18 protein-coding genes are annotated in these 26,864 nt (G+C 66.5%); 13 read left to right on the top strand and 5 right to left on the bottom strand.

Features of this window, described 5'->3' with window-relative positions:
• Positions 1-134: 134 nt before the first annotated feature.
• Positions 135-1,937, bottom strand: a complete 1,803-nt coding sequence (locus N0B71_RS05600) for an acyl-CoA dehydrogenase (RefSeq protein ID WP_259757738.1) — start codon at positions 1,935-1,937, stop codon at positions 135-137.
• A gap of 178 nt (positions 1,938-2,115) precedes the next feature.
• Here N0B71_RS05600 and N0B71_RS05595 point away from each other — a divergent pair, with 178 nt between their 5' ends.
• Positions 2,116-2,952 carry a 23S rRNA (adenine(2030)-N(6))-methyltransferase RlmJ gene (locus tag N0B71_RS05595; protein WP_259757737.1) on the top strand — a complete coding sequence of 279 codons (837 nt, stop codon included), beginning with the start codon at positions 2,116-2,118 and terminating at the stop codon, positions 2,950-2,952.
• Between the two features lie 228 nt (positions 2,953-3,180).
• Here the strand turns inward: N0B71_RS05595 and msrA are convergent, their stop codons facing one another.
• The 4 genes from msrA to aceE form a co-directional block, all read right to left on the bottom strand.
• Entirely contained in the window at positions 3,181-3,828 is a 648-nt protein-coding gene (gene msrA, locus N0B71_RS05590; protein ID WP_259757735.1) for a peptide-methionine (S)-S-oxide reductase MsrA, read from the bottom strand.
• Between the two features lie 132 nt (positions 3,829-3,960).
• Positions 3,961-6,660, bottom strand: a complete 2,700-nt coding sequence (locus N0B71_RS05585) for a putative bifunctional diguanylate cyclase/phosphodiesterase (protein ID WP_259757734.1) — start codon at positions 6,658-6,660, stop codon at positions 3,961-3,963.
• A 320-nt stretch (positions 6,661-6,980) separates the two neighbouring features.
• Positions 6,981-8,627 carry a dihydrolipoyllysine-residue acetyltransferase gene (gene aceF, locus N0B71_RS05580; RefSeq protein WP_259757733.1) on the bottom strand — a complete coding sequence of 549 codons (1,647 nt, stop codon included), beginning with the start codon at positions 8,625-8,627 and terminating at the stop codon, positions 6,981-6,983.
• 11 nt (positions 8,628-8,638) lie between these two features.
• Complete coding sequence (gene aceE, locus N0B71_RS05575) at positions 8,639-11,287, bottom strand: pyruvate dehydrogenase (acetyl-transferring), homodimeric type (protein WP_259757731.1); 2,649 nt, start codon at positions 11,285-11,287, stop codon at positions 8,639-8,641.
• A 244-nt stretch (positions 11,288-11,531) separates the two neighbouring features.
• On the opposite strand from aceE, the gene glnE reads away from it, so the two are divergent.
• From glnE to N0B71_RS05515, 12 genes are all read left to right on the top strand, one after another.
• Entirely contained in the window at positions 11,532-14,477 is a 2,946-nt protein-coding gene (gene glnE, locus N0B71_RS05570) for a bifunctional [glutamate--ammonia ligase]-adenylyl-L-tyrosine phosphorylase/[glutamate--ammonia-ligase] adenylyltransferase (RefSeq protein WP_259757729.1), read from the top strand.
• A 288-nt stretch (positions 14,478-14,765) separates the two neighbouring features.
• Positions 14,766-15,800: a lipopolysaccharide heptosyltransferase II gene (gene waaF / locus N0B71_RS05565; RefSeq protein WP_259757728.1), complete on the top strand. Its 1,035-nt coding sequence runs from the start codon at positions 14,766-14,768 to the stop codon at positions 15,798-15,800.
• Positions 15,797-16,867 carry a lipopolysaccharide heptosyltransferase I gene (gene waaC / locus N0B71_RS05560; RefSeq protein WP_259757727.1) on the top strand — a complete coding sequence of 357 codons (1,071 nt, stop codon included), beginning with the start codon at positions 15,797-15,799 and terminating at the stop codon, positions 16,865-16,867. The genes waaF and waaC overlap by 4 nt, the downstream gene beginning before the upstream one ends.
• A complete protein-coding gene (locus N0B71_RS05555) occupies positions 16,864-17,985 on the top strand; it encodes a glycosyltransferase family 4 protein (protein ID WP_259757726.1) in 1,122 nt (373 codons plus the stop codon). The genes waaC and N0B71_RS05555 overlap by 4 nt, the downstream gene beginning before the upstream one ends.
• A gap of 118 nt (positions 17,986-18,103) precedes the next feature.
• Complete coding sequence (gene rfaP / locus N0B71_RS05550; protein ID WP_259757725.1) at positions 18,104-18,910, top strand: lipopolysaccharide core heptose(I) kinase RfaP; 807 nt, start codon at positions 18,104-18,106, stop codon at positions 18,908-18,910.
• Positions 18,910-19,644, top strand: coding sequence for a lipopolysaccharide kinase InaA family protein (locus N0B71_RS05545; protein ID WP_259757724.1), 735 nt, complete (start codon positions 18,910-18,912; stop codon positions 19,642-19,644). Before rfaP ends, N0B71_RS05545 begins: the two co-directional genes overlap by 1 nt.
• Positions 19,641-20,396, top strand: a complete 756-nt coding sequence (locus N0B71_RS05540) for a lipopolysaccharide kinase InaA family protein (RefSeq protein WP_259757723.1) — start codon at positions 19,641-19,643, stop codon at positions 20,394-20,396. The genes N0B71_RS05545 and N0B71_RS05540 overlap by 4 nt, the downstream gene beginning before the upstream one ends.
• Positions 20,393-21,880, top strand: a complete 1,488-nt coding sequence (locus tag N0B71_RS05535) for a lipopolysaccharide kinase InaA family protein (protein WP_259757722.1) — start codon at positions 20,393-20,395, stop codon at positions 21,878-21,880. Before N0B71_RS05540 ends, N0B71_RS05535 begins: the two co-directional genes overlap by 4 nt.
• 5 nt (positions 21,881-21,885) lie before the next feature.
• Complete coding sequence (locus N0B71_RS05530) at positions 21,886-23,625, top strand: carbamoyltransferase family protein (protein ID WP_259757720.1); 1,740 nt, start codon at positions 21,886-21,888, stop codon at positions 23,623-23,625.
• A 16-nt stretch (positions 23,626-23,641) separates the two neighbouring features.
• Complete coding sequence (locus tag N0B71_RS05525) at positions 23,642-24,610, top strand: glycosyltransferase (RefSeq protein ID WP_259757719.1); 969 nt, start codon at positions 23,642-23,644, stop codon at positions 24,608-24,610.
• Between the two features lie 37 nt (positions 24,611-24,647).
• Complete coding sequence (locus tag N0B71_RS05520; protein ID WP_259757718.1) at positions 24,648-25,991, top strand: UDP-glucose dehydrogenase family protein; 1,344 nt, start codon at positions 24,648-24,650, stop codon at positions 25,989-25,991.
• Positions 25,991-26,860: a hypothetical protein gene (locus N0B71_RS05515; RefSeq protein ID WP_259757716.1), complete on the top strand. Its 870-nt coding sequence runs from the start codon at positions 25,991-25,993 to the stop codon at positions 26,858-26,860. The genes N0B71_RS05520 and N0B71_RS05515 overlap by 1 nt, the downstream gene beginning before the upstream one ends.
• Positions 26,861-26,864: the final 4 nt, after the last annotated feature.

Genomic DNA, 26,864 nt, shown 5'->3' with positions numbered 1-26,864 from the left:
TTCCTGCGTTTGCTGTGGTTATCGTCTGCCGTCTTGTGAGTCGGTTCGGACGGAACCCAGCCCCGGCCGCATGGTCATCCGCCGCGCATAAAAAAGCCCCGGACGTGACCGGGGCGCAAAGGGCATGCGGGGGCCTAGAACCAGGCGTCCTGCATGGTGGAACAGGTGTCGTCGCGGGCTTCGAGCAGGGCCAGGTCGTGGTGGCAGGACGGCACTTCCCAGGTCAAGAAGTAGCGTGCGGCCTGCAACTTGCCGCGGTAGAAATCGACGTCGGCGGCGTTGCCGCGCGCCAGACCTTCCTCGGCGCGAATCGCCTGTTCCAGCCAGCGCCAGCCGATCACGGCGTGGCCGAAGACCTTCAGGTACAGCGCCGAGTTGGCCAGGCCCTGGGCGACGCGGCCCTGCATCAGGTCGCCGAGCAGGCTCAGGGTGGTCGCCGACAGGCGCGCCATCAGTTGTTCCAGCGGCTCGCGCAGCTTGTCCAGTGACGGGTGCGCGCTGGCGCGCTCGCAGCACTGGCTGATCAGGCGGGTCAGCTGCTTGAGGCCGGCGCCGTTGTTCTGCGCCAGCTTGCGGCCCAGCAGGTCCAGCGACTGGATGCCGTGGGTGCCCTCGTGGATGGGGTTCAGGCGGTTGTCGCGGTAGTACTGCTCCACCGGGTATTCGCGGGTGTAGCCGTGGCCGCCGAGGATCTGGATCGCCAGTTCGTTGGCTTTCAGGCAGAACTCCGAGGGCCAGGACTTGACGATCGGGGTGAGCAGGTCGAGCAACTCGTGTGCCTGCCTGCGCTCCTCCTCGGTGGCCAGCGTTTCGCTGTCGTCCACCAGGCGCGCGGCGTACAGGCCGAGGTCGAAGGCGCCTTCGACATAGGCCTTCTGGGTCAGCAGCATGCGCCGCACGTCGGTGTGCTGGATGATTGCCACGGGCGCCGAGGTCGGGTCCTTGGCGTCCACCGGGCGGCCCTGCGGGCGTTCGCGGGCGTATTCCAGGGAGTACAGGTAGCCGGCGTAGCCGAGCATGATGGCGCCCATGCCGACCCCGATGCGCGCCTCGTTCATCATCTGGAACATGTAGGCCAGGCCGTGGTGCGGCTTGCCGACCAGGTAGCCGACGCAGTCGCCTTTGTCGCCGAAGTTCAGTGCGGTGGAGGTGGTGCCGCGCCAGCCCATCTTGTGGAACAGGCCAGCCAGGGTCACGTCGTTGCGTGCGCCCAGGGAGCCGTCGGCGTTGACCAGGAACTTGGGCACGATGAACAGGCTGATGCCCTTCACGCCGGGCGGTGCGTCCGGCAGCTTGGCCAGCACCATGTGCACGATGTTGTCCGACAGCGGGTGGTCGCCGCCGGAGATGAAGATCTTGTTGCCGCGGATCCGGTAGCTGCCGTCGGCGGCCGGCTCCGCGCGGGTGCGGATGTCGGCCAGGGACGAGCCGGCGTGGGGCTCGGTCAGGGCCATGGTGCCGAACCAGCGGCCTTCGATCATCGGCTGGAGGAACAGGCGTTTCTGTTCGTCGCTGCCGAAGGTCTCGATCAGGTGGCTGGCGCCCATGCTGAGCATCGGGTAGGACGAGGTGGCGATGTTGGCCGACTGGAAGTGCGCGAAGCAGGCGCGCGAGAGCAGGTGCGGCAGCTGCATGCCGCCCTGTTCGAAGCTGCGCGAGGCGTTCTGGAAGCCGGCCTCGTTGAAGGCGTCCACCGCCGGCTTCACGTCCGGGATGAGCACCGCGCCGCCGTCGACGTACTGCGGTTCGTTCTCGTCGTTCTTGCGGTTGTGCGGGGCGAACAGCTCCTCGGCGATGCCGCGGGCGGTGCCCAGGGCGGCGTCGAAGGTCTCGCGGTTGTGGTCGGCGAAGCGTTCGCGCTGGGTCAGGGCCTCGGCGTCGAGCACTTCGTAGAGTTCGAAGGCGAGGTTGCGGGAGCTGAGCAGGGTCTCGGACATGGATCGGCCTCCATAGGGATCGGCGCAGTCTAGTCTGGTGAATGAAGCGTGCACAGAATCATCCATCAGCGTGATAAAGGGCCAAAAGGCCCGGCCTTCCGGCAGTCCCTGGCGACGGCGGACTCGCCCCGCACCCGCCCCAGGACCTAAACTGCGCGCCTTGAGGAGCCCGCTATCGATGAACTACCGCCACGCCTACCACGCCGGCAACCACGCCGACGTGCTGAAACACATCGTCCTTGCCCGCCTCTTCGCGCTGATGGCGCGCAAGGACACGCCCTTCGCCTACCTCGACAGCCATTCCGGCATCGGTCTGTACGACCTGCTGGGCGATGAAGCCAGCCGCACCGGCGAGTGGGAATCGGGCATCGGCCGCCTGGTCGGCCGCGATGACCTGCCCGAGCTGCTGCAGGACTACCTGGGCGTGGTGAGCGCACTGAACCCCGACGGCGGCCTGGAGTTCTACCCCGGATCGCCGGAGCTGGCGCGGCGCCTGACCCGCCCGCAGGACCGCGTGCTGCTCAACGAGCTGCACCCCGAGGACGGCCGCTTGCTCAAGGCCAACATGGCCGGTGAGCGGCGCATCTCGGTGCACCAGGGCGACGGCTGGCTGCTGCCCCGTGCTTTCCTGCCGGTGGCGGAGAAGCGCGGCGTGTTGCTGATCGACCCGCCGTTCGAACAGCCGGACGACCTGGAACGCTGCGTCACCGCGCTGGACGAGGCCATCGGCCGCATGCGCCAGACCGTGGTCGCCATCTGGTACCCGATCAAGGACCGGCGCCAGCTCAAGCGCTTCTACCAGCGCCTGGAGAAGAGCAGCGCGCCCAAGCTGCTGCGGGTGGAGCTGTGCGTGCATCCGGCCGACACCGCTGACCGCCTGAACGGCTCCGGGCTGGTCATTGCCAACCCGCCGTGGCCGCTGGACGAGGAACTGCGCGGGTTGTTGCCCTGGCTGGCGCAGACGCTGGCGCAGAGCGAAGGCAGCGGCCAGGTGGATTGGCTGATCGCCGAATGAAAAAAGCCCCGGCATGTGCCGGGGCTATTCCTGTGGCTTTCGTAGGGGCGGATTTATCCGCGATAGGCTTGGCGCGGGGCTCGGCCAATCGCGGACGGAGTCCGCTCCTACGCAGCCGGTAGGCACGGTGTTCCCTGTAGGAGCGGGCCATGCCCGCGATCGCGCCCGCAGGGCGCCAGCCTCGCAGCGGGGCTGTTCGCGAGCAAGCTCGCTCCTACAAGAGCCCACTTACGCCGGCAGGCAGACGCCCGTGCCGCCCAGGCCGCAGTAGCCGTTGGGGTTCTTCGCCAGGTACTGCTGGTGGTAGGCCTCGGCGTAGTAGAACGGCGGCACCTCGCGGATTTCCGTGGTGATCTCGCCGTAGCCCTTGGCGCTGAGTTCCTTCTGGAACGCCTCGCGGCTGGCGTCGATGGCGGCTTTCTGCGCCTGGTCGAACCAGTAGAGCACCGAGCGGTACTGGGTGCCGGTGTCGTTGCCCTGGCGCATGCCCTGGGTCGGGTCGTGGGATTCCCAGAACACCTTCAACAGGGCTTCGATGCTGGTCTCCCGCGGGTCATACGCCACCAGCACCACTTCGCTGTGGCCGGTCAGGCCGGAGCACACTTCGTCGTAGGTCGGGTTCGGCGTGTAGCCGCCGGCATAGCCCACCGCGGTGACCCACACGCCCGGCTGTTGCCAGAAACGCCGCTCGGCGCCCCAGAAGCAACCCAGGCCGACCACGATCTGCTGCACGCCGGCGGGGAAGGGCGCGGTCAGCGGGCGGCCATTGACGTAATGCGCTTCAGGCACCGGCATCGGGCTTTCGCGCCCCGGCAGGGCCTGGGCGGAGCTGGGCAGTTCCAGCTTGTGGGCAAGTATTTGCGAGCGCAGGGTCATGGCATTCGTCTCCTCACGAAAGGGGCGGCAATAGACTCGGGTACTCGCTGAAGATTACAGCGTTTGTTTTGCTTTGCGGGATGTTTGATCGCGCCGGTGCAATTGGCTGCGGGCACGCCGCGCCAGGGCGCCTCAGTGCGGGCGGCAGGGGTAGCGCTGCAGGCTGGAGGAAAGGTCGTGGCTGGGGATGGGCTTGTCGAACAGGTAGCCCTGGCCGATGTCGCAGCGGTTGCGCCGCAGGAAGGCCAGCTGGGCGGCGGTCTCGACGCCTTCGGCGACCACCTGCAGCTTGAGGTTGTGGGCCATGGCGATCACCGCGGAAGTGATCTCCATGTCGTCCTGGTTGTCCGGGATGTCCTTGATGAAGCTGCGATCGATCTTGATCACGTCGATGGGGAATTTCTTCAGGTAGCTCAGCGACGAGTAGCCGGTGCCGAAGTCGTCCATGGCCAGGGTCAGGCCGAGGTTCTTCAGGCGCTCCAGCTGCTGGCGGGTATCGTCGGTGGCGTCCAGCAGCAGGCTTTCGGTCAGCTCCAGTTCCAGCTGCGAGGCGGGGATGCTTTCCTCGTGGAGGATGGCGGCGATGGAGCCGACCAGGTCCGGGTCGCTGAACTGCTTGGGCGACAGGTTGATCGCCATGTGCAGCTCGCCCAGGCCCTTGGCGGCCAGCTCGCGCACCTGACGGCAGGCCTGGCGGATCACCCATTTGCCGATGGGGATGATCAGCCCGGTTTCCTCGGCGACGCTGATGAACTGGTCCGGGCGGATCATGCCCTTCTCCGGGTGCTGCCAGCGCAGCAGGGCTTCCAGGCCGAGCAGTGCGCCGCTGCGCAGGCACAGCTTGGGCTGGTAGTGCACCGCCAGTTCGTCCTGCACCAGGGCGCGGCGCAGGTTGCTTTCGACGAACAGCTTGTAGCTCGCCTCGGCGGTCATCGCCTCGGTGAAGGTCTGCACCTGGTGCTTGCCGTTGGCCTTGGCCTTGTGCAGCGCCAGGCCCGCGTGCTTCATCAGGGTCTGCGGGTCCTGCCCGTGTTGCGGCGCGTAGGCGATGCCCACCGAGCCGGTGATGCTGATCAGCTGGTTGTCGACGAACAGCGGCTTGTCGAGCACGTCGAGGATCTGCGCGGCGACCTTCTCGCCACGGCCGGCCACGGATTCCTCCAGCAGCACGGCGAATTCGTTGCTGGCGAAGCGCGCCAGGGTGGCACTGTCGCTCAGGCTGCTGCGCAGGCGCCGGGCGAGGTTGGCCAGCAGCTTGTCGCCGGTCTGGTGGCCGAGGCTGTCGTTGATCCGCTTGAAGTTGTCGATGTCCACCAGCAGCAGGCTCAGCGAGTGTTCGCTGCCCACCTGCAGGCGTTCTTCCAGGGCGTTGATGAAGAAGTGCCGATTGGCCAGCCCCGTGAGGTTGTCGCGGTAGGCGAGCTTCTCGATGTGCTGCTGGGCCAGCTTGCTCTGGGTGATGTCTTCGTAGATGCCGATGTAGTGGGTCAGCTCGCCCTTGTCGTCGTAGACCTTGGACAGCGACAGCTGGCCCCAGTAGGGCTCGAGGTTCTTGCGCCGGCTGCGGAACTCGCCCTGCCAGCTGTTCTGCGTGACCAGGGTGGAGCGCGCGTCGAACAGCAGCTCGCTGAGGTTGGCCAGCGCCGGCAGCTCCGGCAGGCGGCGGCCGCGCACTTCGTCGGCGCCGTACTGGGTGATGGCGGTGAAGCTGGGGTTGACGTATTCCACCAGGCCGTCGCGGTCGATCAGCAGGAAGGCGCTGGCGCTCTGCTCGACGGCGCGCTGGAACAGGTGCAGGGCGCTGGAAACGTTGCGCCGCTCGTGGTTCATCAGCACCTGGGCGTACTGGTCGGCCAGCTCGCCGGCGAAGGCGATTTCGTCGCTCTGCCACATGCGCACCTCGCCAACGTGTTCCAGGCAGAGCACCCCGACCACTTCGCCGCCGACGCGGATGGTGGCGTCGAGCATGGCGCTGATGCCCTGCGGGCGCAGGTAACGCTTGGCCAGCTCCTGGGTGCGCGGGTCCTGCTGCGCGTTGTGGGCATCGATGGCGCGGCCGCTGTGCACCGCGTCGAGGTAGTTGGGGAAGTGGCTGGCGTCGATGTCCTGGGGCTTTTCGTACTGGTCGATGTCGCGGCGGTAGATGGTCACCGCCTCCAGGCGATGGTCCGGGTGCAGCCGCCAGATGCCGGCGCGGGCCACGTCGTAGGCCTCGCAGGCGGCCTGGGCGATCAGCTGCGCGGCTTCGAGCAGCGGGTCGCTGGACAGGTAGCGGTGCCGCGCCAGGCGCACGATCAGGTTCTGCTGGGTGCGCGAGCGCACCAGGTGCTGCAGGTGTTCGTCCTGGGAGCGCTGGTACATCTCCAGGGACATCTTCAGGCGGATGTTCTGCGCTTCCAGGTCCAGCAGGCGCGGGTCCAGCTCGGTGTCCTGCTCGTCGCCCTCGGTCTGCAGCAGGTAGCCGTGAAGCAGCTGGCGGCCGTGCTGCTGGAAGCTCTCGCCGACCTCCAGCACGTTGAGCGTGCCGCGTGGCGAGTGGAGCAGGTAGCGCACCCGGTAACGGCCGTCCTTGAGGAGTTGCTGCTGCACCTGCTCATGCAGGCGATGGCGCGCTTCGGGCTCCATCAGGCTGGCATAGGGGGCGTCGAGGATGCCGCAGAGGTCCTGGGCCGGCACGCCGATCTGGCGTTCGCAGCCGGGGTCGAGGAACAGCAGGGTCCAGCTGGGCTCGTTCAGGCGCTCGAAGCGCAGCATCCCGAGCCTCGAAGGGACGGGAAGCTGCGTGACAACCTCGGCCGCCTGACGGCTGGCGGCATCGGGATGACTCTTCATGCGCGGTGGATTTCCAGGGTGCTGGACGAGGTACATGGCCTCGCCCGACTTCTATGGGCGTTGGCAAGATTTGCATGAGGCACGGGGCCATGACAAGCCAAGACTGTATCGGCCGTCACGGTGCGAAGTTGAGCCAGGGGCGGGAGCGCGGCGTAACCGCCGGTCCGGCAAAAAAGAAGCCCCGCCATCCGGCAGGGCTGGAGAGAACGAGCGTGGCGTGCTCGTCGAGAGGAAGGGTAGGCGGACCTACCCCTTACAACACGTGAAAAGGGCCTGCGGTGTGCTGCGCGTGCGCGTAGCAGGACCGTAGGCCATTTCCCTTACAGCAGCAGCGTGCGGATATCGCCCAGCAGGTCGGACAGGCGCTTGGTGTAGCGCGCGGCGGCCGCCCCGTTGATCACGCGGTGATCGTAGGACAGCGACAGCGGCAGCATCAGGCGCGGCTGGAAGGCCTTGCCGTCCCACACCGGCTGCATGGTGGCCTTGCTGACACCCAGGATCGCCACTTCCGGCGCGTTGACGATCGGCGTGAAGCCGGTGCCGCCAATGTGGCCGAGGCTGGAGATGGTGAAGCAGGCGCCCTGCATGGCGTCGGCGGAGAGCTTCTTGGTGCGCGCTTTCTCGGCCAGTTCGGCGGCTTCGGCGGCGAGCTGCAGGAGGCTCTTCTGGTCGACGTTCTTGATCACCGGCACCAGCAGGCCGTCCGGCGTATCCACGGCGAAGCCGATGTGCACGTACTTCTTGCGGATCAGCGCCTTGCCACTGGGGGCCAGGGAGCTGTTGAAGTCCGGCATTTCCTTGAGCAGGTGGGCGCAGGCCTTGAGCAGGATCGGCAGCACGGTCAGCTTGACGCCGGCCTTCTCCGCAACGGCTTTCTGGGCCACCCGGAAGGCTTCCATCTCGGTGATGTCGGCCGAGTCGAACTGGGTCACGTGCGGCACGTTCAGCCAGCTGCGATGCAGGTTGGCGGCGCCGACCTGCATCAGGCGGGTCATGGCCACTTCTTCCACGTCGCCGAACTTGCTGAAGTCGACTTCCGGGATCGGCGGGATGCCCGCGCCACCGGTAGCGCCAGCCGGCGCGCCGGACTTAGCGCGTTGCAGTTGTTCTTTCACGAACGCCTGCACGTCTTCCTTGAGGATACGGCCCTTCGGACCGGTGCCTTTCACCTCGGACAGCTCGACGCCGAACTCGCGGGCGACCATGCGCACCGCGGGGCCTGCGTGAACCTTGGCGCCGTCGCGGCTCGGCGCACCCACCGGGGCGGCTTCCGCAGCCTTGGCCGGGGCCGCGGCAGCCGGGGCCGGCGCGGCGGCAGGAGCGGCAGCGGCCGGAGCCGGTGCAGCAGCCGGTGCCTCAGCCGCGGCCGGGGCGGCGGCGCCCGCGACTTTGAGCTTGAGGATCAGGTCGCCGGTGCCGACTTCGTCACCGACCTTGATCGACACGCTTTCCACCACGCCGGAGGCCGGCGAGGGGATTTCCATGCTCGCCTTGTCCGATTCCAGGGTGATCAGCGACTGGTCGGCTTCGACCGTGTCGCCGGCTTTCACCATGACTTCGATGACGTTCGCCTTGCCGGCCGAGCCGATGTCCGGGACATGGATGTCCTGGACGCTGGCGCCAGCGGCGGGTGCGGCAGCCGGCGCCGGGGCAGCGGCCGGAGCCTCCGCCTTCGGTGCTTCGGCGGCCGGAGCCGGGGCTTCGGCCTTGGGCGCTTCGGCGGCGGCCGAACCACCCTCGACTTCCAGCTCGAGGATCTCGTCGCCTTCCTTCAGCGTGTCGCCCACCTTGACCTTCAGGCTCTTCACCACGCCGGCCTTGGGCGAGGGGATCTCCATGCTGGCCTTGTCGGATTCCAGCGTCAGCAGGCTCTGGTCGGCCTCGACGGTGTCGCCAACCTTGACCAGCAGTTCGATGACTTCACCCTGACCATTGCCGATGTCGGGTACACGAATCAGTTCGCTCATCGTGCCTCTCCTCAGCAGTCCAGCGGATTACGTTTTTCGGGATCGATGCCGAACTTGGCAATGGCCTCGGCCACCACCTTGGGTTCGATATCGCCACGATCGGCCAGGGCTTCCAGCGCGGCCAGCACGACCCAGTGACGGTCCACTTCGAAGAAGTCGCGCAGCTTGCGGCGGCTGTCGCTGCGGCCGAAGCCGTCGGTGCCCAGCACCTTGTACTCCTTGCTCGGCACCCACTGGCGGATCTGCTCGGCGTAGAGCTTCATGTAGTCGGTGGAGGCGATCACCGGGCCCTTGCGGCCGGAGAGGCACTCTTCGACGTAGCTCTGCTTGGGCTTCTGGCCCGGGTGCAGGCGGTTCCAGCGCTCCACGGCCAGGCCGTCGCGGCGCAGTTCGTTGAAGCTGGGTACCGACCAGACGTCGGCGCCGATGCCGAAGTCTTCGCGCAGGATCTTCGCGGCGGCTTCGACTTCACGCAGGATGGTGCCCGAGCCCAGCAGCTGCACGTGATGCGCGGCGTCCTTCTTGTCCTCATCGAGCAGGTACATGCCCTTGATGATGCCTTCCTCTGCGCCCTTGGGCATGGCCGGCTGGACGTAGTTCTCGTTCATCACGGTGATGTAGTAGAAGATGTCCTGCTGCTCTTCGATCATCTGGCGCGAGCCTTCGCGGATGATCACCGCCAGCTCGTAGGCGTAGGTCGGATCGTAGGTGCGGCAGTTCGGGATGGTCGCCGCCAGCAGGTGGCTGTGACCGTCTTCGTGCTGCAGGCCTTCACCGTTCAAGGTGGTACGGCCGGCGGTGCCGCCGATCAGGAAGCCGTGCGCGCGGCTGTCGCCGGCGGCCCAGGCCAGGTCGCCGATACGCTGGAAGCCGAACATCGAGTAGAAGATGTAGAACGGCAGCATCGGCTGGTTGTGCGTGGAGTACGAGGTACCCGCGGCGATCCAGCTGGACATGGCGCCGGCTTCGTTGATGCCTTCCTCGAGGATCTGACCTTTCTTGTCCTCGCGGTAGAACATCACCTGGTCTTTATCCACCGGCTCGTACAGCTGGCCGACGGAGGAGTAGATACCCAACTGGCGGAACATGCCTTCCATACCGAAGGTACGGGCTTCGTCCGGCACGATCGGGACGATGCGCGGGCCGAGTTCCTTGTCCTTGACCAGCTGCGAGATGATCCGCACGAAGGCCATGGTGGTGGAGATTTCACGGTCGCCCGAGCCGTCGAGCATGGCCTTGAGGGTATCCAGCGGCGGAACCGGGACCTTGAAGCTCTTCTCGCGGCGAACCGGCATCACGCCGCCCAGCGCGGCACGGCGCGAGGCCAGGTACTTGGCTTCGGCGCTGCCTTCCTCGGGGCGGTAGAACGGCAGGTTTTCCAGGTCGGCATCCTTGATCGGGATGTCGAACTTGTCGCGGAACGACTTCAGGGACTCGACGTCGACCTTCTTGACGTTGTGCGCGATGTTCTTCGCTTCGCCCGAGCCGGTGCCGTAGCCCTTGATGGTCTTGGCCAGGATGACGGTCGGCTGGCCCTTGTGGTTGACCGCCTGGTGGTAGGCCGCATAGACCTTGTAGGGGTCGTGGCCGCCACGGTTGAGCTTCCAGATCTCTTCGTCGGAGAGGTCCTTGACCATCTCCAGCAGCTCGGGACGTGCGCCGAAGAAGTGCTCGCGCACGTAGGCGCCGTCCTTGGCCTTGTAGTTCTGGTACTCGCCGTCGATGACCTCGTCCATGCGCTGCTGCAGCAGGCCGGCGGTGTCCTTGGCGAACAGCGGGTCCCAGAAGCGACCCCAGACCACCTTGTTGACGTTCCACTCGGCGCCACGGAACACGCCTTCGAGTTCCTGGATGATCTTGCCGTTGCCGCGAACCGGGCCGTCGAGGCGCTGCAGGTTGCAGTTGATGACGAAGATCAGGTTGTCCAGCTTCTCGCGGCCGGCCAGGGAGATCGCGCCCAGGGATTCGGGCTCGTCGCACTCGCCGTCACCCATGAAGCACCAGACCTTCTGCTTGCCGGCGGGGATGAAGCCGCGGCTTTCCAGGTACTTCATGAAGCGCGCCTGGTAGATCGCCTGGATCGGGCCCAGACCCATCGACACGGTCGGGAACTGCCAGAAGTCCGGCATCAGCCAGGGGTGCGGGTAGGAAGACAGGCCGTTGCCGTCCACTTCCTGGCGGAAGTTGTTCAGCTGGTCTTCGGTGATGCGGCCTTCGAGGAAGGCGCGGGCGTAGACGCCGGGGGAGGCGTGGCCCTGGAAGAACACCAGGTCGCCGCCGTGTTCGTCGGTCGGGGCCTGGAAGAAGTAGTTGAAGCCAACGTCGTACAGGGTCGCCGAGGAGGCGAAGGAGGAGATGTGGCCACCCAGATCCGGGTCGTTCTTGTTGGCCTTCATCACCATCGCCAGGGCGTTCCAGCGCACCAGGGAGCGGATGCGGCGTTCCATGAACAGGTCGCCGGGCATGCGCGCTTCGTGGGTGACGGGGATGGTGTTGCGATAGGGCGTGGTGATGGCGTAGGGCAGTTGGGTGCCGGACCGGCTGGCCAGCTCGCCCATGCGGGTCATCAGGTAATGGGCGCGGTCTTCACCTTCACGGTCCAGGACCGATTCCAGGGCGTCCAGCCATTCCTGGGTTTCGACGGGATCGAGGTCTTGCATGGCTTGCTCCAGGGCGGAAAGGCTTCCAGAATCGGAAGCCAGTAGATCGTTGCCGATAGCTGCGCCAACCTCGTGGGCGACGCGGCGAATTCTTGGAAGTGCTCCGGGGGTATGCCCGGCGGGTTGTAGTTTTACTACAAATCGCCAACGGATACACCCCTCCGCCAGAAAAAGTTAGTAGTAAAACTACAGGGGCGCGAAAAGACAGGAATGCCGGCGCCTCGCCGACCACTCAGGATAGACCATGAGCCTGCCGTCCCTGGCCGCATTGCCGGCCACGCTCAAGCCGCTCGCCGAGCGCGCTGAGCAGAATTTCCGCACCGCCATCGCCGCCCTTTCCGCCGAGCAGATCGCCAGTTTCGACAGTTGGCCCGACGAGCGGCACGCCGATTTCGCCCGTGTCACTGCCGGCAGCGACTTCGTCGCCGAGCAGGTGCAGCGCGATCCTGCCTTTCTATTGGCGCTGGCCGCGACCGGCGAACTGGAGCGGAGCCTGCAGCCCGGCGAGATGGGCGCGCAGCTCGAAGCGCTGCTGACCGACTGCGCCGATGAGGACGAGCTGGGCCGCCGCCTGCGTCGCTTCCGCCGGCGCCAGCAGGTGCGCATCATCTGGCGCGACCTGACCCGCCGCAGCGATCTGGCCGGAACCTGCCGCGACCTCTCGGACCTCGCCGACGCCTGCATCGACCAGTCCCTGGCCTGGCTCTACCAGCGCCACTGCCAGCAGTTCGGCGTGCCCATCGGCAATCGCTCGGGCCTGCCGCAGAAGATGGTGGTGCTGGGCATGGGCAAGCTGGGGGCGGGCGAGCTGAACCTGTCCTCGGACATCGACCTGATCTTCGGCTACCCCGAGGGCGGCGAGACCCAGGGCGCCAAGCGCGCGCTGGACAACCAGGAGTTCTTCACCCGCCTGGGGCAGAAGCTGATCAAGTCGCTGGACGCCATCACCGTCGAGGGCTTCGCCTTTCGCGTCGACATGCGCCTGCGCCCGTATGGCTCCAGCGGCCCGCTGGTGCACAGCTTCGCCGCGCTGGAGCAGTACTACCAGGACCAGGGCCGCGACTGGGAGCGCTACGCGATGATCAAGGCCCGCGTGGTGGGCGGCGACCAGGAAGCCGGCCAGCGCCTGCTGGAGCTGCTGCGCCCGTTCGTCTACCGGCGCTACCTGGATTTCTCCGCCATCGAAGCGCTGCGCACCATGAAGCAGCTGATCCAGCAGGAAGTCCGGCGCAAGGGCATGAGCGAGAACATCAAGCTGGGCGCCGGCGGCATCCGCGAGGTGGAATTCATCGCCCAGGCCTTCCAGCTGATCCACGGCGGCCGCGACCTGAGCCTGCAGCAGCGGCCGCTGCTGCGGGTGCTGGCGATCCTCGAAGGGCAGGGCTACCTACCGCCGCAGGTGGTCGCCGAGCTGCGCGAGGGCTACGAATTCCTGCGCTACGCCGAGCACGCCCTACAGGCCATCGCCGACCGGCAGACGCAGATGCTGCCGGAGGACGAGTTCGAGCGGATCCGCGTGGCCTTCATCATGGGCTTCGCCAACTGGTCGGCGTTCCACCAGGCGACCAACCAGTGGCGCGAGCGCATCGACTGGCACTTCCGTCAGGTCATCGCCGACCCGGACGAAGATGAAGAAGGCCAGGTCGACACCACCATCGGCGGCGAATGGATTCCGCTGTGGGAAGAGGCGGTGGACGAGGAGTCCGCCTGCCGGCAGTTCGCCGATGCCGGGTTCGCGGAGCCGGCCGCGGCCTGGAAACGACTCACCGACCTGCGCAACGGCCCGCAGGTGCGCGCCATGCAGCGCCTGGGCCGCGAGCGGCTGGACGCCTTCATGCCGCGCCTGCTGAACATGATCGCCGAGCGCGGCCCGGCGGACGTGCTGCTCGAGCGCACCCTGCCGCTGATCGAGGCGGTGGCGCGGCGCTCGGCCTATCTGGTGCTGCTGACGGAGAACCCTGGGGCGCTGGAGCGCCTGCTGACGCTGTGCGCGGCCAGCCCGATGGTGGCCGAGCAGATCGCCCGCTTCCCCATCCTGCTCGACGAGCTCCTGAACGAGGGGCGGCTGTTCCGTCCGCCGCAGGCCGCCGAGCTGGGCGCCGAGCTGCGCGAGCGGCTGATGCGCATTCCCGAGGATGACCTCGAACAGCAGATGGAAACCCTGCGCCACTTCAAGCTGGCCCATGCCCTGCGCGTGGTCGCCTCGGAGATCGCCGGCACCCTGCCGCTGATGAAGGTCAGCGACTACCTGACCTGGCTGGCCGAGGCGATCCTCGAGCAGGTGCTGAGCCTGGCCTGGGACCAGTTGGTGCAGCGCCACGGCCGGCCGACCCGTGCCGATGGCACGCCGTGCGATCCGGATTTCATCATCATCGGCTACGGCAAGTCCGGCGGCCTGGAGCTGGGCCATGGCTCGGACCTGGACCTGGTGTTCATCCACGACGGCGACCCGCAGTGCGAGACCGATGGCGAGAAGTCCATCGACGGCGCGCAGTTCTATACACGCCTGGGGCAGAAGATCATCCACTTCCTCACCGCGCAGACGCCCTCGGGCATGCTCTACGAGGTGGACATGCGCCTGCGCCCGAGCGGCGCGTCGGGCCTGCTGGTCAGTTCGTTGCGCGCCTTCGAGGCCTACCAGCTGGGCGAGGCGTGGACCTGGGAGCACCAGGCGCTGGTGCGCGCCCGCGTGCTCGCCGGTTGCCCGCGCGTGGGCAAGGCCTTCGAGGCGATCCGCGCCAAGGTCCTGGGCCAGCCGCGCGACCTGGCGGAGCTGCGCAGGGAAGTCAGCGAAATGCGCGCCAAGATGCGCGACAACCTCGGCACCCCGAGCACCGCCGCCGGCACCGCGCCGAATGCCTTCGAGGCCGCGGCCCCGTTCGATCTCAAGCAGGATGCCGGTGGTATCGTCGATATCGAATTTATGGTGCAATACGCGGCCCTGGCGTGGTCCTGGCAGCACCCGGAACTGGTGGAGTTCACCGATAACATCCGCATCCTGGAAGCCCTGGAGCGGGTCGGGTTGATGTCCGGCGAGGATGTCCTGAAGCTGCAGGACGCCTACAAGGCCTACCGGGCGGCGGCGCACCGATTGTCCCTGCAGAAGCAGCCGGGCGTGGTGAGCGGCGACCACTTCCATGCAGAACGGCGCATGGTGATGCAGATGTGGAAGGCCTTCGAGCTGACCTGATTCGCTGCGTTTTCCCCACGAAGTCACTGGCATCCGGCGCAATGACCCTCGCCGGAGCGAGCCGCGCTGTCGGGTGGCCTGCGCGGGCCAGGGTGGGATCAGGAGCCGGCGCGTGATGCCATTGCGCCAGGTCACAGGGAGTGACGAAATCCGCCCGGCCGGCATGAAGGCTGGGCTAGACTGCCGGCATTCGTTGCTCGGCACCCAACCGTGAGGGCACCTGCCGCACGGCTGGATGAATGGAATACGGGGAGGCGAGAGCCTCCCCGGTCGTTTTTCGGAAAAGGCATGAGAATTCTGATCGTAGGCCCCTCCTGGGTGGGCGACATGGTGATGGCGCAGACACTCTTCCAGTGTCTGAAGCAGCAGCATCCGGACTGCGTGATCGACGTGCTGGCGCCCGACTGGAGCCGGCCGATCCTCGAGCGCATGCCGCAGGTGCGCCAGGCCCTGAGCTTCCCCCTCGGCCATGGCGTGCTGGACATCGCCTCGCGCCGGCGCATCGGCAAGTCCCTCAAGGGGCAGTACGACCAGGCGATCCTCCTGCCCAACTCGCTGAAGTCGGCGCTGGTGCCGTATTTCGCCGGCATCCCCACGCGCACCGGCTGGAAGGGCGAGATGCGCTACGGCCTGCTCAACGACATCCGCACGCTGGATAAAGAGCGCTATCCGCTGATGATCGAGCGCTTCATGGCCCTGGCCTATGAGCCGGGCGCCGCGCTGCCGCAACCTTATCCACAGCCACGCCTGTCCATCGACCCGCTAAGCCGCGACGCGGCGCTGGCCAAGTTCGGCCTGAGCCTGGATCGCCCGGTGCTGGCGCTGTGCCCCGGCGCGGAGTTCGGCGAGGCCAAGCGCTGGCCGGCGGAGTACTACGCCAAGGTCGCCGAAACGAAGATCCGCGCTGGCTGGCAGGTCTGGATCTTCGGGTCGAAGAACGACCATCCCGGCGGCGAAGACATCCGCATGCGGCTGATCCCCGGTCTGCGCGAAGAGGCGGTGAACCTGGCCGGCGAGACCGCCCTGGCCGAGGCCATCGACCTCATGTCCTGCGCCGGCGCCGTGGTCACCAACGACTCCGGCCTGATGCACGTGGCCGCCGCGCTGAACCGCCCGCTGGTGGCGGTCTACGGCTCCACCTCGCCGCAGTTCACCCCGCCGCTGGCCGATGCGGTGGAAATCGTCCGCCTGGGCCTGGAATGCAGCCCCTGCTTCGATCGCGTGTGCCGCTTCGGCCATTACAACTGCCTGCGCGAGCTCAAGCCGCGTCCGGTGATCGAAGCGCTGGACCGCCTGGTTGCCGATCCGGTTGATGTGGAATGAGGGTCCTGCTGATCAAGACGTCGTCCCTGGGCGATGTCATCCATACCCTGCCGGCGTTGACCGACGCCGCCCGCGCCATTCCCGGCATCCAGTTCGACTGGGTGGTGGAAGAAGGCTTCGCCGAGATCCCGGCCTGGCATCCGGCGGTCGCCCAGGTGATCCCGGTGGCGATCCGCCGCTGGCGCAAGAACCTCTGGCAAACGATCAAGAGCGGTGAATGGGGGCGCTTCAAGCGTCGCCTCAAGGAAGTGGATTACGACCTGGTGATCGATGCCCAGGGCCTGCTCAAGAGCGCCTGGCTGACCCGCTATGCACGCCGTCGCACGCCTGTCGCCGGGCTGGACAAGGCGTCGGCCCGCGAGCCGGCCGCCAGCCGCTTCTATCGCCGCACCTACCCGGTTGCCTGGGGGCAGCACGCCGTCGAGCGCGTGCGCCAGTTGTTCGCCCAGGCGCTGGACTACCCGCTGCCCGCCGGCACCGGCGACTACGGCCTGGACCGCAATCGCCTGCTGGATGCCGTGGATGGCGACCCGTACCTGGTGTTCCTCCACGGTACCACCTGGGTGACCAAGCACTGGCCCGAGGTCTATTGGCGCGAGTTGGCCCAGCGCATGGGGGAACGCGGTTGGTCGGTGCGCCTGCCGTGGGGCAACGACGCCGAGCGGCAGCGCGCCGAGCGGCTGGCCGACGGCTTGGAAAATGCCTCCGTGCTCCCCAGATTAAGTCTGGCGGGCATGGCCAAGGTGCTGGCCGGCGCTTCCGCCTGCGTGGCGGTGGACACCGGGCTGGGCCACCTGGCCGCTGCCCTGGACGTGCCGACCCTGTCACTGTTCGGCCCGACCAATCCCGGTCTGACCGGCGCCTACGGGCGCTCGCAGGTGCACCTGGCCAGCGACTGGCCGTGCGCACCCTGCCTGCAGAAGACCTGCACCTACCAGCCGACGGCCGACGACAAGCGTCAGTTCGACCTGCGGCATGAACAGCCTCTGTGCTTCACGCGCCTGAATCCCCAGCGCGTGGCCACCCAGCTGGAGGCACTGCTGCTGGCCCCGGAGACGCTTCGATGACCCTGGCTTTCGTCCTCTACAAATACTTCCCCTTTGGCGGGCTGCAACGCGATTTCATGCGCATCGCGCTGGAGTGCCAGCAGCGCGGCCACGCCATCCGCGTCTACACCCCGATCTGGGAAGGCGACATACCGCCCGGCTTCGACGTGCGCGTGGCGCCGGTGAAATCGCTGTTCAACCACCGCCGCAACGAGAAGTTCAGCGCCTGGCTGGCCGCCGACCTCGCGCGCTCGCCGGTGGACCGGGTGATCGGTTTCAACAAGATGCCCGGCCTGGATGTCTATTACGCCGCCGACGGCTGCTTCGAGGACAAGGCGCAGACCCTGCGCCATTCGTTCTATCGCCGCTGGGGTCGTTACAAACACTTCGCCGACTACGAGCGCGCGGTGTTCGCGCCGGAGTCCAAAACCGAGATCCTGATGATCTCCGAAGTCCAGCAGCCGCTGTTCATCAAGCACTACCGCACGCCTGAATCCCGTTTCCACCTGTTGCCGCCGGGCATCGCCCAGGACCGCCGCGCGCCGGCCAACGCCGCCGAAATCCGCGCCGAGTTCCGCCGCGAGTTCAAGCTGGCGGACGACGACCTGTTGCTGGTGCAGATCGGCTCCGGCTTCAAGACCAAGGGCCTGGACCGCAGCCTCAAGGCACTGGCGGCGCTGCCGCGCTCCCTGCGCAAGCGCACCCGCCTGATCGCCATCGGCCAGGACGATCCCAAGCCCTTCCTGCTGCAGGTGAAGGCGCTGGGGTTGTCGGACAACGTGCAGATCCTCAAGGGGCGCAGCGATATTCCGCGCTTCCTGCTCGGCGCCGACCTGCTGATCCACCCGGCCTACAACGAGAACACCGGCACCGTGCTGCTCGAAGCGCTGGTGGCGGGCCTGCCGGTGCTGGTCACCGACGTGTGCGGCTACGCCCACTACATCGACGAGGCGAACGCCGGCCGCGTGGTGCCGTCGCCCTTCGAGCAGGAACGCCTGAACGGCATGCTCCAGCAGATGCTGGAAGATGACGCGGCGCGGGCGGTGTGGGGGCGCAACGGCCTGGCCTTCGCCGACACCGCGGACCTGTACAGCATGCCGCAGCACGCCGCCGACCTGATCCTGCAGGAGCGCAAATGAACGCTTTGGCTCTGGTAGGAGCGAGCTTGCTCGCGAACAGCCCAACGCTCTGTGCCAACCCGTTCGCGAGCAATGACGATGGCGTCCCCCTCGCTCCATACAAAAGAGGGTGCGCACGGTGAAACTTGAATTGCAGGAGCCCTTCAATCGCCTGTGGGCCGGCAAGGACCCCTTCGTCGAGGTCGAGCGCCTGCAGGGCAAGGTCTACCGCGAGCTGGAAGGCCGTCGCACACTGCGTACCGAGGTCGATGGGCGCGGTTATTTCGTCAAGATCCACCGCGGCATCGGCTGGGGCGAGATCGTCAAGAACCTGTTCAGCGCCAAGCTCCCGGTGCTGGGCGCGGGCCAGGAGCAGCGCGCCCTGGAGCGCCTGCACCAGGCCGGCGTGGCGACCATGACCTCGGTGGCCTACGGCGAGCGCGGCGGCAACCCGGCCGCGCAGCACTCCTTCATCATCACCGAGGAGCTGGCGCCCACCACCGACCTGGAAGTCCTGTCGCTGGACTGGCTGCAGACGCCACCCGAGCCGCGCCTGAAGCGCGCGCTGATCGCCGAAGTGGCGACGATGGTCGGCACCATGCACCGCGCCGGGGTCAACCACCGCGACTGCTACATCTGCCACTTCCTGCTGCATACCGATCGGCCGATCAGCGCGGACGACCTGCGCCTGTCGGTGATCGACCTGCACCGCGCCCAGACCCGCGCCGCGACGCCGCGCCGCTGGCGCAACAAGGACCTGGCGGCGCTGTACTTCTCCGCGCTGGACATCGGCCTCACGCGCCGTGACAAATTGCGCTTCCTGCGCGGTTACTTCCAGCGCCCGCTGCGTGACATCCTCCGCGAGGAAGCCGCGCTGCTGGCATGGATGGAGCGCAAGGCAGCCAAGCTCTACGACCGCAAACAACGATACGGAGACCTGCTCTGATGGCCGGCTGGGTACTCGAAGCCGACTACCAGCATCTCGCCGCCGATTTCGGCAGCCTGGATGCCGTGTTCGCCCTGCAAGGCGAGCGCATTACCAAGGATGCGATGTCCGACGTGGTGCGCATCGAGCGCGATGGTGTGCGCTATTACGTCAAGCGCTACCGCAAGCCGGGCAAGGGATTTCGCCGCTTCCTGCCGCGCCCGCGGGTGAAGGCCGAGTGGCAGAACCTCAAGCAGTTCGCCAAGTGGGGTATCCCCACGGCGCAGGTGGTGGCCTACGGTCTGGAGCGAGAGCACGGCGGTTTCTCCCGCGGTGCGATCATCACCCGCGAGCTGGTTGGCACCGAAGACCTGCAGGCCCTGGCCAAGCAAAAGGATCCTCGGCTGAAGGACCGTGCCTGGGTCGATCACGTCATGCAGCAGTTGGCGCGCTATACGCGGACGATGCACGACCACCATTTCACCCATAACGATCTGAAGTGGCGCAACATCCTGGTCGATGGCGAGGGCACGGTGTATTTCATCGATTGCCCGATCGGCGACTTCTGGATCGGCTTCATGCTGCGCTACCGCATTACCAAGGACCTGGCCACGCTGGACAAGGTCGCCAAGCGTCAGCTGTCTGCCACGCAGCGCCTGCGCTTTTACCTGCTGTACCGCCGGCGTGAGCGCCTGAATGCGTCGGACAAGAAGCGCGTCCGCCACATCGTTCATTTCTTCGAGGGACGCGAGTGAAGGATTTCATTGCCGAAGGCGATCAGGCCCTGCTGGAAAGCCATGCCCTGGCCGATTTCGATGCCCTGTGGGCCCTGGAGTTGGTGGCCGTGGACGAGCCCAACACCGAGCGCGGCGGCTGGAGCAGCGTGTACCGCCTGGAGCTGGACGGCACCGCCTACTACCTCAAGCGCCAGAGCAACCACCTGACCCGCAGCCTGAAGCGCCCGCTGGGCGAGCCAACCTTCAGCCGCGAGTTCCGCAACATCCAGCGCTACCACCAGCTCGGCATCCCCTCCATGCAGGCAGCCTTCTTCGGCGCGCGGCAGGTCGGCGGCGAACGCCGGGCAATCCTCATGACCCGCGCCCTGGATGGCTGGCGTGATCTGGACAGCCTGCTGCAGGGCTGGTCGAACCTGCCCGCCGAGCGTCGCCAGGCGATCTTGCGCGCCTGCGGCATGCTTGCCCGTCGCCTGCACGAGGCCGGGCAGATGCACGGCTGCTTCTACCCCAAGCACATCTTCCTGCGCGAAACCGACGATGCCTTCGAGGCGACCCTGATCGACCTGGAGAAGACCCGCCCGCTGTGGTTCGGCCAGCGCGACCGCGTGCGCGACCTCGAACCGCTGCTGCGCCGCGCGCCGGACTGGAACGAGACCGACGTGCGCAATCTGCTGGCGGCGTACCTGGGCACCGCGTCCGGTGGCCCGGAAGTCGATGACTGGTACCGCCGCCTGGGCGCGCGCCGCAAGAAGAAGGAAAACCGCGCATGAGGCTCTCCGCCCTGCGCGACGCCGGCCGCACGCCGGCGCTACCCCTGCGCATCGAGCTGGAAGACGGCGCCGGCCCGGCCGAACTGCGTCTGGACAGCCTGTTGCGCGTACTGCCCGGCCAGCGCTACGTCGGTGCGGCCAATTGGCGCGGGCGCGCGGTACTGGCCAAGTTGCTGGTCGGCGGCAAGGCCGCGCGGCACTTCCAGCGCGAACGCGATGGTGTGCGCCTGCTCGCCGAGCAGGGCCTGAGTACACCCCAGTTGCTGGCCGACGGCCTGAAGGACGGCGAGGGCGGCTGGCTGCTCTTCGAGTTCCTCGATAACGCCCAGAGCCTCTGGGACGCCTGGCGCGCCGTGGAAGCCGAGCCGCTGCTGTCCGACGCGCAAACCGCGGTCATCGCCGAGGCGCTTACCGCCATCGCCCAACTGCACGCCAAGGGCCTGTGGCAGGAAGACCTGCACCTGGACAACCTGCTGCGCCAGGGCGGCACGCTGTACCTGATCGACGGCGCCGGCATTCGTGCGGAATCCCCCGGCCAGCCGCTGTCGCGCAAGCGCGTGCTGGAAAACCTCGGTGTGTTCTTCGCCCAGCTGCCGGCGAGCCTGGATCCTTACCTGGAAGAGTTGCTGATCCACTACCTGCTGGCCAATGGCGAGCACGCCCTGCCGCTGGAGGCCCTGCAGAAGGAAATCGCCAGGGTCCGCCGTTGGCGCGTCGGCGACCTGATGAAGAAGATCGCTCGCGACTGCAGCCTGTTCAGCGTGCTCAAGGGCCCGTTCGGCCTGCGCGCGGTGCGCCGCGAGCAGGAGGAGGGGCTGCAGCCGCTGCTGGCCGATCCCGATGCCTTCATTGCCAGGGGGCATATCTACAAGACCGGCGGTGCCGCGACCGTCGCCCGCGTGGAACTCGACGGCCGGCCACTGGTGGTCAAGCGCTACAACATCAAGAACCTGCTGCACTGGCTCAAGCGCTTCTGGCGCCCCAGCCGCGCCTGGGCCTCGTGGCGCGAGGGCAACCGCCTGGACTTCCTCGGCATCGCCACGCCCAAGCCGCTGGCGGTGATCGAGCGGCGCTGGCTGTGGCTACGCGGCCCCGCCTTCCTGATTACCGATTACCTGGCCGGTCAGGATATAATCGCCCGTTTCAAACCCTACCTGGAGCAACAGGCAGGGAGCGGCCTGCCGCCGGAAACAGACCTTGCAGCCCTGGACAGACTGTTCGCGGCGCTGGTGCGCGAGCGCATCAGCCATGGCGACCTGAAGGGGCACAACCTGTTCTGGCAGGAGCAGGGCGAAGGCGGGCAGTGGTCGCTGATCGACCTCGATGCCATGCAGCGTCACTCGCGCGAAGCGAGCTTCGCCCGCGCCTATGCCCGCGACCGTGCGCGCTTCCTGCGCAACTGGCCAGAGGGCAGCGCACTGCACCGGCTGCTCGACGAACGTTTACCGCGGGTGCCTGGCACCCGCCCAGATGAAAGAGGCTAGACCCTGTGGCATTGACCATCCTCGGCCTGTCCGGCGCCGTAAGCCATGACCCTTCCGCCGCCCTGTACATCGACGGCAAGCTGGTCGCGGCCGTCGAAGAAGAGCGCTTCGTCCGCGACAAGCACGCGAAGAACCGCATGCCCTACGAGTCGGCCAAGTTCTGCCTGGAACAGGCCGGGATCAAGCCGTCCGACGTTGACGTGGTGGCCATTCCGTTCGCCCCCATCAGCATCTTCGACAAGGCCCGCTGGCACTACGCCAAGCGCTACGCCTACGCGCCCGACCGCGCGCTGGACGCCATCCTGCTCGGCAACCGCCGCTACCACCGCTACTACAAGCGCATCCAGTGGTGCCTGCAGCAGCTGGGCTTCGACCTGAAGAAGACCAAGATCCAGCCGGTCGAGCACCACCTGGCCCACGCCTCCAGCGCCTACCACTGCTCGGGCTTCAAGGAGAAGACGGCGATCCTCGGGATCGACGGCAAGGGCGAGTACGCCACCACCTTCTTCGGCTATGGCGAGAACGGCAAGATCCACAAGATCAAGGAGTTCTACGATCCGGACTCCCTGGGCGGCCTCTACGGCGCGCTGACCGAATACCTCGGCTTCGACATGCTCGACGGCGAGTTCAAGGTCATGGGCATGGCGCCCTATGGCGACGCCAGCAAGTACGATTTCTCCCGTCTCGCCAAGTTCGAGAACGGCGAGCTGATCATCAACACCGACTACGCCAACGTCATCGGCTTCCGTCGCTACAAGGAAAAGGGCAAGGGCTACTACTTCTCGCCCAAGCTGATCGAGTGGCTCGGCCCGAAACGTGAAGGCGACATCGCCGACGATCCCTACATCCACTACGCCGCCAGCATCCAGGCCCTGTTCGAGAAGCTGGCGCTGGAGATGATGGATTACTACCTGGGCGACATCATCCGCGAGACCGGCAAGATCGCCTTCGCCGGCGGCTGCGCGCTGAACGTCAAGCTCAACCAGAAGATCATCGCCCGTCCGGAGGTCAAGGAGCTGTACGTGCAGCCCGCGGCCAGCGACGCCGGCACCGCCGTTGGCGCCGCCGCGTACGTGTCCTGGGAGCGCGGCGTGCCGGTCGAGAAGATGGAGCACGTCTACCTCGGCCCGGAATACAGCAACGAAGACGTCATCGCCGCCTGCGCCCGTCACGAGGCCAAGCCGCAGTGGCGCAAGATCGACAACGTGCCCGAGTACATCGCCAAGGTGCTGGTCGAGGGCAACCCAGTGGCCTGGTTCCAGGGCCGCATGGAGTTCGGCCCGCGCGCCTTAGGCGGCCGCTCGATCATCGGCTGCCCGAGCGTGGCCGGCGTGGCCGACCGCATCAACGCGCAGATCAAGTTCCGCGAGCGCTGGAGACCTTTCTGCCCGTCGATGCTCGATACCGTCGGCCCGCAGATGTTCAAGATCGACCACCCGGCGCCCTTCATGACCTTCACCTTCGAAGTCAACGAAGAGTGGAAGACCCGCGTGCCGGAAGTCGTCCATGAAGACGGCACCTCCCGCGCCCAGGTCTTGAAGCGCGAGTTCAACCCGCGCTACTACGACATGATGAAGGAACTGGAGAAGCTCACCGGCAACGGCGTGGCGCTCAACACCTCGCTCAACCGCCGCGGCGAACCGATGATCTGCTCGCCGACCGACGCCCTGAACATGTTCTACGGCTCGGACCTGCAATACCTGATCATGCAGGACATCCTGGTGGTCAAGGACGGCGTGCAGTGACCGGCGGAGCGCCAGCATGCGTGTCCTGATCATCAATCGCCAGGAGCGCGCCCGCTCGCTGGATACCCTCTATGAAGGCCTGATCGCGCTGAACCCCGGTTCGCGCATGATCAAGCTGAGCAAGGAGGAAATCCGCGACCTGCCGCGCACCTTGTCCAATCTGGACACCTCCGGTTACGAGCGGGTGCTCTTCGACATCCCCCTGCGCCGTGCCGCGCACGCCTTCGACAGCGTGCGCGCCCTGCCGGGGCTGGTGTACTACGAGGAGGACGCGTACCAGGAGTTCATGGGCGAGAGCAAGTTCTACGGCAAGTTCCTGCGTTTCTTCCATTCGCTCAAGGGTGCGCCGGTGATCTACACCAGCGAGTCCGTGCGCGGCTACTTCGCCAAGCAGGGCGTCAATGCCCACTTCGTGCCCAAGGCCTTCGACGACCGCCAGCTCAAGGACCTCGGGCTGTCGCGCGACATCGACCTGGCCTTCGTCGGCCGAGTGAAGAGCAAGGTCTACGGGCGGCGCAAGGAGTTGCTCGACCGTGTGGCCGAGCAGACGCCATTGCAGTTGCTGCGCACCGAGAATCCCGACGAATACCTGACGGTGCTCAACCGCATCCGCTTCTTCCTGAGTGCGGACATCGGTTTCAACGAGTACATGGCGAAGAACTTCGAGGCCATGGCCTGCGGCTGCGTGCTGGTCGCCAAGCGCCAGCCGACCGAGGATGACCGGCTCGGCCTGATCGACATGCGCAACGTGGTGCACTACGACACGCTCGAAGAGCTGATGGAGAAGTACCGCCAGCTGCTGGCCGATCCGCAGCAGGCTGCGGCCATCGCCCGCGCCGGGCACGATCTGGTGTTCGAGCGGCATCGCCTGAGCCAGCGCGCCGAGGCTTTCTCGAAGGTGCTCGCGCTGCCTCATCCGAATCCCCAAGGAATCAGCCGGCCGAGTCTCCTCCGCCGGCTCGGGTCGCTGTTCTCCCGCGCTTGATGCACGGGCGGCGACCCCGCAACAGCAGGGTCTGAGCATGAAAATCACGATCTTCGGAAGCGGTTATGTCGGTCTGGTGACTGGTGCCTGCCTGGCTGACGCCGGGCACCAGGTGATCTGCGTCGATACCAACAGCGAACGCACACAGATGCTGTGCAAGGGCCAGATACCGATCTATGAACCGGGTCTGGACGTCATGGTGCGCAACAACCTGGCCGCCGGGCGCATCCGCTTTACCGAGGATGCCGCCGAGGCCATCTCCTTCGGCACGCTGCTGTTCATCGCGGTGGGCACGCCGCCGGACGAGAACGGCTCGGCTGACCTGACCTACGTGCTCAATGTGGCGCGCACCATTGGCCAGCACATCGACGGCTACAAGGTGGTGGTGAACAAATCCACCGTGCCGGTCGGCACCGCCGACAAGGTCCAGGCCGCGGTGCTCGAGGAGCAGCGCAAGCGGGGCACCGAGTTCCGCTTCGATGTCTGCTCGAACCCCGAATTCCTCAAGGAAGGTGCGGCGATCGAGGACTTCACCCGCGGCGCGCGCATCGTCGTGGGCACGGACTCGGAAGAAGTGCGCACGCTGATGCGTGAATGCTACGCCCCCTACAATCGCAACCATGACAAGCTGTTCTTCATGGGCGTGCGGGCATCGGAACTGACCAAGTACGCGGCCAACGCCATGCTCGCGACCAAGATCAGCTTCATGAACGAGATCGCCAACATCGCCGAGCGCGTCGGCGCGGACGTCGAGCAGGTGCGTCTGGGCATTGGCTCCGATCCACGCATCGGCTACCACTTCATCTACCCCGGCTGCGGTTACGGCGGCTCCTGTTTCCCCAAGGACGTGCAGGCGCTGGAGCGCACCGCCAGTGAAATCGGCTACGAGGCCGAGTTGCTGCGCGCCGTGGAGCGCGTCAACGACCGACAGAAGCACGTGCTCCTGCGCAAGCTGCTGCAGGCCTTTGATGGTGAGCTGTCTGGCCTCACCGTGGGCATCTGGGGGCTGGCCTTCAAACCCAATACCGATGACATTCGCGAGGCGCCCAGCCGTGTACTGATGGAAGCGCTGTGGGAGCGCGGCGCGCGGGTCCGCGCCTACGATCCAGTGGCCTCCCATGAAATCGGGCGTGTCTATGGTGAGCGCCCCGACCTGGAGTTGGTCGACAGCCGCGAGGCAGTGGTCGAAGGCGCAGACGTGCTGGTGATCTGCACCGAGTGGAAGGAGTTCCGCGCGGTGGACTTCGCCTGGCTGGCGTCGGCCCTGCGCCGCCCGGTCATCATCGATGGCCGCAATCTGTACAACCCGGACGAGGTTCGCGCGGCCGGCCTGTTCTACTATGCAGTCGGTCGCGGCGATTCGCTGGAGCGCGGCCACTGATGGGGCGCAGCTCCCAGGGTTCGAAACTCACCCGCAAGGTTCGCAAGTACCGCACCCGCCTGCTGCGCAAATGCCTGCTGCTGCGTTATGCCCTGGTGAATCGTTTTGGCTCGCGCAAGGTAGTGGCCGAGGGCGGCCCGGTCGTCTCGCTGACCAGCTATTCGACACGGCTGAGCAAGGTGCACATCACCCTCGAGTCGATTGCCGCCGGCAGATTGCTGCCCTCGCGATTGATCCTGTGGGTCGACGAGGAAAAGACCCTGGCGAACCTCCCCGCGCCGCTGCGGCGTTTGCAGGCGCGCGGGCTGGAAGTAAAGCGCTGCAATAATTACGGGCCGCACAAGAAATACTTTCCCTACGTTCAGGGTGAGAGAATCGGTGCGCCGCTGGTGACGGCGGACGATGACGTGCTCTACCCAGATACCTGGCTTGCCGGCCTGCAGGCGGCCCATGAGCAGACCCCGAACCAGGTGGTGTGCTACATGGCCAAGCAGGTGGGCATCGAGGAGGGCGTGATCCAGCCGTACCACGGTTGGGTCACTCAACTGGACAAGACACCCAGCGTGCGCAACTTCGCCATTGGCGTCTCCGGGGTGCTTTACCCGGCAGTGCTGCAGGACGTGCTCAAGCGGGCGGGCGAAGCCTTCGTCGAGGTGACGCCGAAGGCCGATGACATCTGGCTGCACTGGCATGCCCTGCGTTCGGGGGTGCGAGTGCGGCAGATTTCCGACAGCGATGAGCATTTCCTCAGCGTGCCCGGCACGCAGGATATTGCCCTGTACAGCTCGAATCTCAAGCAGGGCGGCAACGATCTGGTCATTGCAAGGCTCTACACGACGGACGATATCGCCACGATGTTGAAGGACTGACTCT

Source organism: Pseudomonas sp. GCEP-101, from assembly GCF_025133575.1.
Classification (GTDB): Bacteria; Pseudomonadota; Gammaproteobacteria; order Pseudomonadales; family Pseudomonadaceae; genus Pseudomonas; species Pseudomonas nitroreducens_B.
This window is presented reverse-complemented; position numbering and strand designations above follow the sequence as displayed.